We start from the raw sequence: 12,908 nt of genomic DNA on the forward strand, positions 1-12,908 counted from the left end.
GGAGAACCCATCTTGCGCAAGACTCTTGCCCTGATCCTGCTGGCCGCCGCCTCGGTGGCCATGGCCAGCCCCGGCCCCTATGACGAGGCGGCCGATGCCAAGACCGAGATCGCCACGACGCTGGCCGAGGCGCAGCGCGCCAAGCTGCCGGTGCTGGTGGTGTTTGGCGCCAACTGGTGCGGCGACTGCAAGGTGCTGGACATGGCGTTCAAGAGCGGCGCTGCCGCAGCGCTGATGGCCCAAAACTTCCGGGTGGTCAAGGTCGATGTGGGTCGTTTCACGAAGAACACCGACATCGCCGAAGCCTATGGCGTGGTGCTGAAAAAGGGCATCCCGGCGGTGGCCCTGCTGTCGTCCGAGGGCAAACCGATCTATGCCACCAAGGCTGGTGAGCTCTCGAATGCGCGCCAGATGGGCGATCAGGCGATCTACGACTTCTTCGCCAAGGTGGCCAAGGGCGGCTGAGGAAAGCGCGAGCGCAGCGCCGCCTCGCGGCCCGGCTGCAGATTGGCCCGCTCCAGCACGCCGCCATAGTGGCGCATCACCCGTTCATCCATCACCCGAAACCACAGCGGCGGCAGATAGGCCAGCAGCAGCATGGCCGCATAGCCGGAGGGCAGCTGCGGCGCCTGCTCGACATGGCGCAGCGCCTGGTAGCGGCGTGCCGGGTTCGCGTGGTGGTCGCTGTGGCGCTGCAACTGGTAGAGAAAGAGGTTGGACACCCGGTGGCTGGAATTCCACGAGTGCTCGGGCCGGCAGCGTAGCGGCCGGCCGTCCGGCCCGGGCGGGCGCAGCAAGCCGTAGTGCTCGATGTAGTTGACGACCTCCAGCAGCGAGGCGCCGTAAAAGGCCTGAACCGCCAGGAAGGCCAGCACGCCCGGGCCCAGCCAGGCGGCCAGCGCGCCGTAGAGCAGCACCGTCATCGCCCAGGCCTGCAGGCATTCATTGCGCCAATGCCAGACGCCCAGGCCCCGGCCGGCCAGGCGGGCGCGTTCCAGCGCCCAGGCCGAGCGCAGGCTGCCCGCCATCGTGCGGGGCAGAAAGACCCAGAAGCTCTCGCCCAGGCGCGCGCTGGCCGGGTCTTCGGGCGTGGCGACGCGGCGATGGTGGCCGCGGTTGTGCTCGATATAGAAATGCCCGTAGGCGACCGGCGCCAGCGCGACGCGCGCCAGCCAGCGTTCCCAGGCCGGATGTTTGTGGCCCAGTTCATGGGCGGTGTTGATCGCGATGCCGTTGATGCCGCCGACGCTGAGGATCAGACCTATCCAGCCCAGCGGTGTCAGCGCCTGGCTCGTGGCGATCCAGGCGCCGTAAATCGTCATGCCGTATTGCAGCGGCACGAAGGCGACGACGATGGCGCGGTACCAGAGCCGGCGCTCAAGACCCGGCACCGCCGACTCCGGCGGGCTGCTGCGATCGGGGCCCAGCAGCGCGTCCAGCAAGGGAATCAGCCCATACATCACGGCCGGCGACAGCCACAGCCAGAAGACCTGTCCGGTCTCGACAAAGCGCAGCAGGTTCAGCCAGATCAGGCCCGGCAGCGCCGGCGACAGCAGCCACCACCAGCGCTTGGAATCGCGCCAGGGCGGGGCGGAGGCGGGGAGGGCCGGCATGGCGCGATGCTGCGCCCGCCGGCCCGGCCCGGTCAAGCCGGGATGGTCGCGGGGAGCCTCAGCCCTGCAGCGCCTGCCGCAGATACGCCAACCAGGCCAGGCGCTGGCCGTGGAAGCGGCCGATGTCCAGGCGGCGCATGCGGCCCTCTGCGGTCTGCAGCAGCAGGGTCGGGAAGCCCTGGCCGCCGGATTGCTGCAGCAGCTGGCGCGAGGCCTGGAGATGGGCTTGGGTGGCCGGGCCGGCCTGCCGCTGGTAGGCGGCGTCGAAGGCCGGGCCGTCCAGCCCCAGCTCGACCGCCAGGCTGCGCAGCACGCCGGGCTCGGCGATGCGCCGGCCTTCGATGTAGTGGGCCCGCTGGGTCCGCTCCAGCAGGGCCAGCGCCGCGTGGGCACCGGCCAGCTCGGTGGCGGCCAGCACCGCAGTGATCGGCGGCTCCGAGTCCAGCATCGCGTCCGGGTCCTTCAGCAGGCCGTCGGTATAGGCGCTGCCGAAGGGCTGGCCGCTGAGCTCGGCGATGCGCCGGTCGTGCGGGCCGACATAGGCGCGCAGCTCGGGCGTCACCGGCCGCCGGGCGGCGCCGGCAAACATGCCGCCGCCATGCAGGCGCAGGCCGGCCAGCTCGCTGGCCGCATGGACCAGCGGCGCGGCGCCGTAGCACCAGCCGCACAGCGGGTCGTAGACATAGTGCAGCAGGGCAGCGCCGGTCCCGCTCACCATTTCATCTCGCCCTTGTTGACCTTGGCGCCGATGTCCAGCGCGATACCCAGGCCGGCCTGCGGATAGGCGGCCTGCATCGTCGTGATCAGCGCGGCGGCGTTGGCGGCGCGCGGCAGCTCGGTCTCGAAGCGCTGCAGATAGTCGCGGGTGTAGCGCAGCACCGAGGCATCCTGCACCGTGCCGGGCAGCATATGGCCGGGCACGACCACGGCCGGCTGCAGCGCCAGCTGCTCGTCGATCTTGGCGACCCAGGCGGCGCGCTCGGCGACGCTCTGGGTGTCGGCCGTCCAGGCATGCAGGCCGCCGAAGCTGTTGACGCCACCGACCACGGCCTTCAGCGAGGGGATCCAGACATAGCTGCGGTGCGCCAGCGCGTCGGAGAGGCCACGCACCTCCAGGGTCCGGCCTTCCAGGCTCAGCGTGGTGCCGCTCATCAGCTCGGGGATGACGGGCTGGCGCGGCGCATTGGCGCCCAGGCGCGGACCCCAGACCTTGAGCTTGGTCGGCAGCGAGGCCTCGATCTTCTTCAGTGTCGGTGCGGCGGTGACGATGCGGGCGGCCGGGAATTCCTGCTTCAGCACTTCCAGCCCGAAGTAATAGTCGGGGTCGGCGGCCGAGACATAGATGGTGGACAGGGTCTTGCCGCTGTCCAGCACGGCGGCGGCCACGCGCAGCGCATCGGCGCGGGTGAAGCCGGCGTCCAGCAGCAGGGCTTCCTTGGCGCCCAGCACCAGCACCGAGTTGACATGGAAGCTGGCCGGGCCGTGGTTGATGACCTTCAGCTCCAGCGGGGCGGGCTCGGTTTGGGCGCCGGCGGTCGCGGCCGACAGGCCCAGGGCGGCGACGAGGCCGAGGTGCTTCAGGAAGGAGGGCAGATGCTTCATGGGGTGTCCTGTGGGGAGCTGCGTTGCGATGGGATCAACTGTATTTGCGCCGAATCAATCGATAAACAGCATGTCAGTCGATTGTTTGTTGCATGATTCGAGCAAATAGCGAGCAAGCCATGAACGAAATCGAACTCAAATTCCAGGTCCCGGCCGTCCGGCGCGAGGCGCTGCGGCGCTGGGTGGCCGGTGGTGCCAACCCGCCGGCACGGCGCCAGCGCCTGCAGGCGGCCTACTTCGACACGCCGGCCCGCGACCTGGCCCGCGCCGGCCTGGCGCTGCGGCTGCGGCGCGAGGGGCCGCGCTGGGTGCAGACGCTCAAGGGCGCCGGCGCGGACGGCATGACGCGGCTGGAGCACAACGTCGCTCTGAGTGATCGCAGCGCGGCCCTGCCGGCGCTGGAGGCCGCCCGCCATGCCGGCCATCCGGCCGGCGAGCGCCTGCTGGCGCTGCTGGCCGGCTTGCCTGCCGATGCGCTGGTCTGCCTGTTTCGCACCGATATCTGGCGGCTGAAGCGGCCGCTGCGCACGCGGCGCGGTGTCGTTGAGCTGGCCTTCGACGAGGGCTTTCTGATCGCCGATGGGGCTGCCGGCGGCCCGCAGCGCCTGCCGGTCTGCGAACTGGAGATCGAGCTGCTCAGCGGCGCGCCCCAGGCGGTGCTGGAGGTGGCCCAGCGCCACGCCCTGCGCCTGGGCCTGTGGCTGGACCAGCGCACCAAGGCCCAGCGCGGCGATATGCTGGCCCGCGCCGAGGCGATGGCGCCGCCGGTCGGCGCGCGGCCCGTCCAGCTGCAGCGCGGCAGCACGCCGGCCCAGGGCCTGCACGCGGTGTTGCTGGCCTGCCTGCAGCAGATCCTGCCGAACGCCAGCCAGCTGGCCGATGGCCTGTTTGCGCCCGAGCATCTGCACCAGCTGCGTGTGGGCCTGCGGCGGCTGCGCAGCGCGCTGGCGCTGTTCAAGGGCCTGGATGCGGCGGCCGATGACGAGACGCTGGCCGAGCTGAGCGCCGCGCTGTTCCGCGGCCTGGGCGCGGCGCGCGACGGCGATGTGCAGCGCGACAGCCCCTGGTCGGCCGAGCTGGCGGCGGCGCTGCGGGCGCACTGGCCGGAGGCGGCGCCGGCGCTCGCGAGTTCAGCGCCCGCCGAAAGTCCGGCCCTGCTGCTGCGTGGTCGCAGCGGCCAGATGCTGCTGCTGACGCTGATGAGCCGGATTGCCGAGCTGGCTGCGGCGCCCGAGGCCGAGGCCAAGCTGAGGCCGGCGCTGCGCCGGCGCCTGCAGAGCTGGAGCGAGGTGCTGCGCGCCGATGCCAAGCGTTTTGCTGCGTTGGACGAGTCTCAGCGTCACCGCTTGCGCAAGCGCATCAAGCGCCTGCGCTACGCGCTGGAGTTCAGCGCCGGCCTGTTCGAGCCCGGCGAGTTGAAGCGCTGGTCGCGCGGCTTGGCCGCTGCGCAGCAGGCGCTGGGTGAGCTCAACGACCTGGCGCTGGCCTTGCGGCAGGACGGCGGCGATGGTGGCGGCGAAGCCCGCCATTTCTTCGCGCTGGGCTGGCTGCAGGCCCTCCATGATCAGCGCCTGCGCGAACTCGTGCCGCTGATGCGCAAGCTGGCAAAGCAGGGCTGAGGGCGATGGACCGCTTGCAGGCCATGCAGGTCTTTGTCGAGGTGGTGGACCGCGGCAGCCTGACGGCGGCCGCCGAGGCGCTGGACATCTCGCGGGCCATGGCCTCGCGCCATCTGGAGGCGCTGGAGCAATGGCTGGGCGCGCGGCTGATGCAGCGCAGCACCCGGCGCCTGAGCCTGACCGACGCCGGGCTGGAGGCGCTGCCGCGTTGCCGCCAGATGGTGGAGCTGGCCGAAGAGGCGCGCGAGGTGGCCGGCGCGCGCCATCAAAGCGTCAGCGGCCGGCTGCGCATCACCGCCAGCATGTCCTTCGCCCAGCAGCACCTGGCCCCGGCGGTCGCGGTGTTCCTGCAGCAGCATCCGCAGACCCAGATCGAGCTGCTGGCCTCCGAGCATGCGGTCAATCTGGTCGAGGACCGCATCGATCTGGCGCTGCGCATCACGAACCAGCTCGACCCGGCCCTGATCGCGCGGCGCCTGAGCGTCTGCCGCTCGGTGGTCTGCGCCGCGCCGGCCTATCTGGCGCGGCGCGGCACACCCGAGCTGCCGGCCGAGTTGGCTCAGCACGATGTTGCGGGCCATGCCCGCTTTGGCAGTGACGAGTGGCGCCTGCAGCGCGGCGCCGAGCGCGTCAGCCTGGCGCTGCCGCCGCCGCGTCTGCGCGCCAACGAGGCCATGGTCTTGCTGCAGGCGGTGCTGGCCGGCGCCGGCATCGGCCTGCTGCCCACCTATCTGGCCGGCCCGCTGCTGGCCAGCGGCGCGCTGCAGCGCCTGCTGCCCGGCTGGGAGCCGGACGAGCTGGGCATCCACGCGGTCTACACCAGCCGGCGCCACCAGCCCCTGCTGCTGCGGACCTTTGTCGATTTCCTGGCCGGGCAGTTCGATGCCCAGCGGCCTTATTGGGATGCCATCTGAGCGCGGTAGGGCGCTGCGGCGGCCTGGCACGCACAGGCATTCACCCCGGCTGATATCTCTTCGCCCCCGTCCGCCACAAGACGAAGGCATACACGTCCGCCGCCATGGCGATGCGCTGGCTGCGGGTGGAACCGATGCCATGACCGGCATCAAAGTCGACGCGAAGCAGCACTGGATTGCCGCTGACCGTCGCGGCCTGCAGGCGGGCGGCGAACTTGGCGACATGCCAGGGAGCCACGCGGGGATCGGTAACGCCGGTCATGCACAGCACCGCAGGGTAGGACACGGCGTCGCGTATCGCCTGATAGGCATCCATGTCGTATATGATGCGAAAGCTCTTCGCGTCAATCATTGGCCCCCATTCCTCGATGTCGGAGACGTTCTGTTCGGCCGTATAGCGGATCGGATTCGTCCAGCCGACATCCGATATGGCTGCTGCAAAGAGTTCAGGTCGCTCGGTCAGCGCGCGTCCCACGGTGATGCCGCCAGCTGAGCCGCCCATGATTGCGAGCCTGGCAGGACTCGTCACCTTCGCGGCAATCAAGCCCTCACAGACGGCGATCAGATCTCGCCAGGTATTGGCCTTGGTCTGCTTTTGCCCACCCTTGTGCCATTCGCGCCCATATTCGCCGCCCCCTCGTACATGGGCGACGCAATAGACGCCGCCATCATCGAGGAAGGGCAGTCGAGCGGATGAGAACTGCGGTGTCAATGGAAGTTGATAGGCGCCGTAGGCGGTGACGAGTACCGGGTTGGCGCCGTTCAGCGTCAGCCCCTTGCGGTAGAGCAAGGTGTAGGGGATCTTCACGCCATCCTTGGCGCTCGCGAAACCGCGCCGTGCTTCGTAGGGCGCGGTATCGATCGGCGGACGCGGATTCAGCCCGGTATCGGTGACGCTGCCGTCGGCGCCGACCCGCCAGATCCCGCTGGGCTCCAGCCAGCCGGCGAGCCACAAATAGGCGCCGTCGTGCTCCGGCGTCGTGAACACGCCGCCGATCGTGCCTTCGAATGGCAGATCGATGGCCGCCACGCGCCCGCCGGCCAGCCGTGCAAGGCGCTGGACACCGCCATCCATGATCGTGACATAGACGCCATCTCGGGCAGAGCTCAGGCGCTCGATCACGGTCGGCCCCTGCGGGACCACCTCGCGCGCGGCGGTGAGATCAGGCCGGGTCAGCGAGGTTTTCAGGACACGCCCTCGGATCGCGCCGCGATGGGCGAGCAGGTACAGATCATCACCGGCTACCGCGGCCGAGGTCACCAGATCATCGAAGCCGGCGACCTGGGTCAGCATGGGCTTGCCGGCGATCAGGCCGGCGAGCCGCCCGGTCCAGATGGCTTTCTCTTGCCGGATGTCGGAGACCGTCACGAGCGCGATGTCTGACCCGGGGAGGGTCTGGATGCTTGGCAACTGCACCCGTTCCATCGGCAGCTCCGCATAGAGCCCGCGCTTCAGCACGAGCGTATCGGTCTTTGGATCAGCGCCCAGCCGGTGCAGCCGGAGCTCGCTGTCCAGATAGAACTCGGGCGTGCCGCGCTTGTTGACGAAGACGGTATAGAGGAAGCCGCTGCTATCGGGCAGCCAGCCGGTGACGCCATAGTCGGTGTTCGGGATTCGTTCCGGTAGCAGTTTGGCGGTCACTACCTCCATGACATGGCAGATCGAGGCCTCGGAGCCGGCTGCCGACAGGCCGTACACAATATGGCGAGCATCGAACGAAGGCTCCCACCAGTCGAGCGAGACATGGGCGCCGCCCATCTTCATCATGGTCGGGTCGATCAGCAGGCGGATATGGCCGTCGGAGCCCCGCACGAACAGTTTGAAGTTGTCGGCACCGGCCGGCCTTTGCTCATAGAAGAGCAGCTCACCGACCGGCTTGACGCGGCTTGTCACCGCGGTATCGCCGGAGAGTGCGGAGATTTTCTGCGCCAGCGCCGCGCGGCCAGGAATGGCATCGAGCGCCGACCGCGTCGCAGCATTCTGCGATTCGAGATAAGGGAGCCAGTCGGGATCCTGAGGATCCTCCATCCACCGGTAGGGATCGGTGACCCGGGTGCCGAAATAGTCGTCCACAACCGGCTGGATGCGTGCGGCCTTCGCAGGCTGCGGTCGGGCGGAAGCCCGCGGTGCAGCCATGAGCGCTGTTGCGGCAACAAGGAGGGTGCGGCGATCAAGAGTCATGGACGGGTCTCCTCAGCGCATCGGCGCTCCGGCCCTCAGTCCCTCAGTCCCTCAGGCGTCTGCGCGCCGCGCGCAGGCCGGCCGCGCCCAGCGCCACGGCCATCATCAGCCCGCTGGCGGGCTCCGGTACCGCCGCGGCGATCAACTCGCCGCTGAAGGCCACGTTGCCGAAGCTGGCCGGCTGGCCCTGATGCATGCCGAACTGCAGCGTGCCGATGGCATTGGCGTAGCCGCTGGCGCCGGCGTAGCGGCCGGTGCCGCCGGTGAAGACCATCTGCTCGGAAACATCGAACACACCGGGTGTGGCACCGACGCTGAGCGTGCCGCCATGCGTGCCGTGGACCGTGCCGTCGGCGAAGGTCCACTCGAACTGGCCGTCGAAATAGCTTCCGGGCGGCGGCGCCGCGATGCAATGGCTGGCCGTGTACTGGAAGTTGCCCAGATTGCTGCTGCCCTCGGCCATGAAGACGCCGGGCGAGAACAGGACGGTGATGGCCGGTGCGCAACGGCCGTTGGGTATTCCGCCGGCCGAGATGTTGCTGCGCGTGCCTTCGATGGCCACGCTGCCGGCCTGGGCGGTGGCGCAGAGCCCCAGTGCGATCGCTGCCGGGGCCCAGTGCTGAAGTCTTGACATGTTGAACTCCCATTGCTTCCGCCGGATTGGCGGTGCACCGATGCTGCGGCCGAGCCCTGCGCAAGGCCTGATGGAGACCCGATGCAAGTCTGATATGGTTCCGATGGAGGCGGCCCGAGCCCCCGCCGAGGAAGCCGCGCGATGCCTCTTGCCCCGCCGCCCGTCGTGCTGTCCGAACGCCAGGACTTCGCGCTGGGCGCGCTGCGGATCCGGCCGTCAACGCGGCGCATCGACGGGCCGGCCCAGGGCGTGGACCTGGAGCCGCGCATGATGCAGGTGCTGGTGGCGCTGGCCGACGCCGGCGGCGGCGTGGTGTCGCGCGACCTGCTGGTGGCGCGCTGCTGGGATGGCACGGTGGTGGGCGACGACGCGGTCCACCGTGCCATCGCCGGCGTGCGGCGCGGCCTGCGCGCGGCCGGCAGCGTGGGCGGCAAGGGCGTCGAAGTCGAGACCATCCCCAAGGTTGGCTACAAGCTGGTGGCCCCTGGCGGCTTCGAGCCCCCAGTCCCGCGGCAGGAACCTGTCGAGACCGCTGCGTCGGAGTCGGGCGGCCCGCTGGCACCCGGCGGCATGTCGGCGCCAGCGCAGCAGTTGCCGCCTGCGTCGGCGGGCCGGCGCCGGCTGCTGTGGGTGGCCGGCGCGCTGGGCGGCAGCGCGGCGGCGGGGCTGGCCTGGTGGTCGGTGTCCAGCGCTCGGAGCGAGGCCAAGCGATTGCAGGCGCTGTTTGACCTCAGCGACAGCGCATTGCGCGAGGCCGACCCGGCCTGGGCCCGTCAAGCCGTCGAGCCGCTGCGCGACGCCGTGCTACAGGCGCCAACGCATGCGCAGGCCTGGGGTCGGCTGGCTCTGGCGCTGCGCCAGGGCGCCGAGTTCGCGCCGCCCGGCGAGATGGCGGCGCGCCTGGGCGAGGTGCGCGACGCGGCCCAGCGCGCGCTGGCGTTGGATGCCCGTCAGCCGCATGCGCGTACCGCGCTGGCCCTGCTGCAGCCCACGACCGGCAACTGGGGCAGCATCCACGACGCCCTGCGCCAAGTGCTGGACGAGCACCCCGACCATGCGCCGGCGCTGGACGCGCTGAGCCTGGTGCTGTCCGCCAGCGGCATGCTGGCCGAGCATTACCCGCTGCGCCTGCGCACGGTAGCGCTGGACCCGCTGCATGCCGGCTACGCCTTCCGTTCAATCTATGCGCACTGGATGAACGACCGCCTCGTCGACGCCGACCGCGCCGGCGCTCGGGCGTTGGAGCTGCGGCCCGCACACCTGGCGACCTGGATGGCGCGTATCGGTGTGCTGGGCTTCACCGGGCGCGCCGACCGTGCGCTGGAGATGCTGGGCGCGCCGGCACCGCGGCCGATGCTGCCGCCGCCGCTGGAGTCGCTGCTGCGCGGCGCCTACAGCGCGTTGGTCGACGGTGGCGCCACGGCTCGCGCGGCGGCCGCCGATGCGGTGGCGACAACGGCGACACGGGGTGGGCCGCTGATGGCCGTCACCGCCAGCCTGCACCTGGCGGCGCTGGGCGACGTCGAGCGCGCGCTGCAGTTCTGCGAAGCCTTCCTGCTGGAGCGCGGGCCGGTGATGGCGGGGCCGGTCTGGGCGGCGGGACAGGCCCAGCATGTCGACGTGCGCCGGCGCTTCACCAGCCATCTGTTCTTGCCGGTGATGGCGCCGGTGCGCGAGATGCCCGGCTTTGCCGTGCTGATGCGTGACCTCGGCCTGGTCGACTTCTGGCGCGCCACCGGCCGGCGGCCCGATTACCTGGGTTCGGCACCACTGCCCTGAAGAGCCGCAGGCCGCGCGGACCGGGCGGTGTGATGTGCTCACCGCGTGGCCCGCCCTTGAATTGTCGGACATGCTGGATTGCCTGTCAGCCTCTCAGTGCGAGGCGCAGGCCTCGATAGGCGCCGAGGCCTGCTGCGCGGTGTAGAGCTCGGTGTAGTGGCGGTGCAGCTGGGTCAGCAGGGTCTTGTAGTCCGGGCGTTGCAGGAAGGCCTGCACCTTGGGCAACGCGGCCAGATGGGGCGAGCGCTTGGACATCTGGATGAATAACTCGCCGACCAGCACCGCTTGCGGCAGGGCCTGGATCTTGTGCTGGCAGCCCAGCACCGACAGCGTCAGCAGGCCCAGCTCGCGTCCGGTGGCCACCGCGTCCAGCCGCCCGGCCAGCAGCTTGCGCATATTGAGCGCTTCGCTGAGCGCGCGGTCGAGCTGGGTGTGCTGCAGCAGGAAGGCATCGAACTCGGCGCCCAGGCTGACGCCATGCACCATGCCCACGCGCAGGCCCTGCAGGTCCTGCCAGCGCTCGAACGTCAGCGGGCTGCCGCGCGGCACGAAGACGGCCGCCTCGTTGCGCCCCATCGCGGGCTCGACGATGACCGAGGTCTCGCGCCGCTTGGGGTTGTCAAAGGCGCAGATATTGACGTCGACATCGCCGCGCTCGATCAGGGCCTGGCAGCGCGCCCAGGGGCCGACATGGTCCAGCTTCAGCGTCAGCCCGGCGGCCGCGAAGGCGCGCCGCGCCACGTCGGCGCAGGTGCCGATGATCTGGCCCTGATGCTCCCAGTTCCAGGGCGGATAGGCATGATGACCGCAGCCGCTGAGGGTATGGGCCGCCGCTGCCGTCAGCATCAGCGGCAGACCGAGCAGCAGGGCGATCCGGGGCACAAGCATGGTCGCGAGGACCAGCGCGGGAATAAGGTGCTGGCCGGGACTGAGGATAGCGCAGCGTTTCAGGCTTGTATGGCACGGGATTCCGGTACTGCAGCACGCTCATCCCCCCTCGTGGCGATTGACCGAGAAGCTGCCCCACAACTTCAATCAGGGAGACCGCTCAGATCGGCCACCAGCTCTTCAACTACCCTCCACCGCGCCATGATGACAAACCCGCTTGTTCTGCACGCATCGGTCTTGGTCCTTGCCGCACTGCTGCCCCTGGCCAATGCCTGGAGCCAGAGCGTCTACAAGTGCACGGTCGACGGCAAGGCGAGCTACCAGACCCTGCCTTGTGCTGGTCAGGGCAAGTCCTTGACCATCGCGCCCGGGCCGACCGAACAGGACCAGAAGGAAGCGAAGGCACGAGCCGATGCCGAGAAGGCTCGTCTGGGCAGCTTCGGCGATGCATCGAAGCGAGGCGAGCAGTGGCAGCCGGTGGGCCAGCAGGTCGACTGCGCTCAGCTCAACAGGGCGCGCGGCGAAGCTTTCGGGCAACGCAACGCGGCCGTGCGCAGCAGTCGCCAGAGCAATGTCGACAACTCCGGCGCCGTGGGCCGCAGCCATGACCGCATCATCGCCATCGAGAGCCGGATGATGCAAGGCGGTTGCCGCCCCAACTGATTGATTGATTGATGCGGCCGGTCACACGCGGACGGCTGGCTACAAAGACGCGCTCGGCAGCAGGCCGGTCAGCTTGGCATCGCCATAGCAGCGCAGCACCTGCGAGATCACCACCTGGTAGCCGGCCAGCCACTGCGCCTGCGCGGCCTTGGCCTCCAGATGGCTGGGGTGTTGCATCAGCTGCTGCAAGGCCTCCAGCGTCTCCCAGTAATAGACATTGGAGACCAGACCGGTGTCGGCATTGCTCCAGCTCTCCTCGCCCAGATAGCCGGGGATGGTCTTGGCATGGGCCGCGATCTGCTGGTCCAGACGATGAAAGGCCTCGTCGAACTGCTGGGTCGCGAAGATGAAGGTGGAGGAGTACATCGAGATCCTGCGCCGCCGGTCGTGGAGGAAAGGAGCGCGATTATGTGGCCTGCGGGTCGTGCTCAGGGCAGGCGGTAGCTCAGCTCGTAATGGTGGACGCCGCCTTCGAGGCGCAGCCGCAGCTCGCCGCTGATGCCGGCCAGCCCGCCCAGACCCGAACCGGGCACGATGGCGATGCGCAGGTCCTACCGCTCACCGCTCATCAGGCCCAGATGGGCCAGCGCGAAACTGCCGGCACGGCCGTCCAGCGTGCCGCTGAAGGACTCCAGCGCGGTATAGGCCGCTTCGCCCGCCTGCGGCTGGCCGGCCGCCAGCATCTCGCCCAGCGCCTGGCCCTGCAGCCCGCCCTCGTACTGCTTGTCCAGCGAGCGGCGCGACAGGGGCGCCGCGCCCGGCGGCGCGCTCATCGCCTCGGGCGGGCCGATCTTGACCTTGAATTGGCCGAGGGCGAGTTGCTGCGGGGCGGTGGCTGGGTTCATCGGGTGGCTCCAGGGACGGGTGTGTTGAAGGCAGGGCCTGGCGACGATTGTGCAGGTCGACGGACTCAGTCGAGGTAGCGGGCCCAGAGCTGATTGCTGAACTTGCCGTCGGGTCGACCTGCAAAAAGAAAAACGGCCCGCAGGCCGTTTTATCGTGAAGCGTATGGGC

The 12,908-nt window shown here is 69.7% G+C and carries 12 protein-coding genes and 1 pseudogene; 5 read left to right on the forward strand and 8 right to left on the reverse strand.

Annotated elements, in window-relative coordinates:
- Nucleotides 1-12 precede the first annotated feature (12 nt).
- Nucleotides 13-465 (forward strand): thioredoxin family protein, encoded by a 453-nt coding sequence (locus tag O5M90_RS19765; protein WP_269838342.1) that lies wholly within the window; start codon nt 13-15, stop codon nt 463-465.
- Here the strand turns inward: O5M90_RS19765 and O5M90_RS19770 are convergent.
- Genes O5M90_RS19770 through O5M90_RS19780 form a run of 3 tightly spaced genes read right to left on the reverse strand, consistent with a single transcriptional unit; the run spans nt 429 to nt 3,215 of the window.
- Nucleotides 429-1,613, reverse strand: a complete 1,185-nt coding sequence (locus O5M90_RS19770) for an alkane 1-monooxygenase (protein WP_269838341.1) — start codon at nt 1,611-1,613, stop codon at nt 429-431. The two genes, O5M90_RS19765 and O5M90_RS19770, sit on opposite strands and share 37 nt — an antisense overlap.
- 58 nt (nt 1,614-1,671) lie before the next feature.
- Nucleotides 1,672-2,331 carry a DsbA family protein gene (locus O5M90_RS19775; RefSeq protein WP_269838340.1) on the reverse strand — a complete coding sequence of 220 codons (660 nt, stop codon included), beginning with the start codon at nt 2,329-2,331 and terminating at the stop codon, nt 1,672-1,674.
- A complete protein-coding gene (locus O5M90_RS19780; RefSeq protein WP_269838339.1) occupies nt 2,325-3,215 on the reverse strand; it encodes an MBL fold metallo-hydrolase in 891 nt (296 codons plus the stop codon). Before O5M90_RS19780 ends, O5M90_RS19775 begins: the two co-directional genes overlap by 7 nt.
- A 119-nt stretch (nt 3,216-3,334) precedes the next feature.
- Here O5M90_RS19780 and O5M90_RS19785 point away from each other — a divergent pair, with 119 nt between their 5' ends.
- Nucleotides 3,335-4,834, forward strand: a complete 1,500-nt coding sequence (locus O5M90_RS19785) for a CYTH and CHAD domain-containing protein (protein WP_269838338.1) — start codon at nt 3,335-3,337, stop codon at nt 4,832-4,834.
- 5 nt (nt 4,835-4,839) lie between these two features.
- Nucleotides 4,840-5,748, forward strand: a complete 909-nt coding sequence (locus O5M90_RS19790; RefSeq protein ID WP_269838337.1) for a LysR family transcriptional regulator — start codon at nt 4,840-4,842, stop codon at nt 5,746-5,748.
- A gap of 40 nt (nt 5,749-5,788) precedes the next feature.
- On the opposite strand, the gene O5M90_RS19795 is transcribed toward O5M90_RS19790, so the two are convergent.
- Together O5M90_RS19795 and O5M90_RS19800 are read right to left on the reverse strand one after the other, a co-directional pair.
- Nucleotides 5,789-7,930, reverse strand: coding sequence for a prolyl oligopeptidase family serine peptidase (locus tag O5M90_RS19795; RefSeq protein WP_269838336.1), 2,142 nt, complete (start codon nt 7,928-7,930; stop codon nt 5,789-5,791).
- 43 nt (nt 7,931-7,973) lie between these two features.
- On the reverse strand, nt 7,974-8,564 hold the full coding sequence (locus O5M90_RS19800) for a PEP-CTERM sorting domain-containing protein (RefSeq protein ID WP_269838335.1): 591 nt from the start codon (nt 8,562-8,564) through the stop codon (nt 7,974-7,976).
- Between the two features lie 141 nt (nt 8,565-8,705).
- On the opposite strand from O5M90_RS19800, the gene O5M90_RS19805 reads away from it, so the two are divergent.
- Nucleotides 8,706-10,343 carry a winged helix-turn-helix domain-containing protein gene (locus O5M90_RS19805; protein ID WP_269838334.1) on the forward strand — a complete coding sequence of 546 codons (1,638 nt, stop codon included), beginning with the start codon at nt 8,706-8,708 and terminating at the stop codon, nt 10,341-10,343.
- 93 nt (nt 10,344-10,436) lie between these two features.
- On the opposite strand, the gene O5M90_RS19810 is transcribed toward O5M90_RS19805, so the two are convergent.
- A complete protein-coding gene (locus tag O5M90_RS19810; protein WP_269838333.1) occupies nt 10,437-11,231 on the reverse strand; it encodes a substrate-binding periplasmic protein in 795 nt (264 codons plus the stop codon).
- A gap of 237 nt (nt 11,232-11,468) precedes the next feature.
- Here O5M90_RS19810 and O5M90_RS19815 point away from each other — a divergent pair, with 237 nt between their 5' ends.
- Nucleotides 11,469-11,894: a hypothetical protein gene (locus O5M90_RS19815; RefSeq protein WP_440402284.1), complete on the forward strand. Its 426-nt coding sequence runs from the start codon at nt 11,469-11,471 to the stop codon at nt 11,892-11,894.
- 39 nt (nt 11,895-11,933) lie between these two features.
- Here the strand turns inward: O5M90_RS19815 and O5M90_RS19820 are convergent, their stop codons facing one another.
- Nucleotides 11,934-12,260, reverse strand: coding sequence for an antibiotic biosynthesis monooxygenase family protein (locus tag O5M90_RS19820; protein ID WP_269838331.1), 327 nt, complete (start codon nt 12,258-12,260; stop codon nt 11,934-11,936).
- Between the two features lie 62 nt (nt 12,261-12,322).
- Nucleotides 12,323-12,739 (reverse strand): annotated as a pseudogene (locus O5M90_RS19825) (DUF3224 domain-containing protein).
- Nucleotides 12,740-12,908: the final 169 nt, after the last annotated feature.

Origin of the sequence: Paucibacter sp. M5-1 (assembly GCF_027498415.2) — a bacterium.
Classification (GTDB): domain Bacteria; phylum Pseudomonadota; class Gammaproteobacteria; order Burkholderiales; family Burkholderiaceae_C; genus Roseateles_E.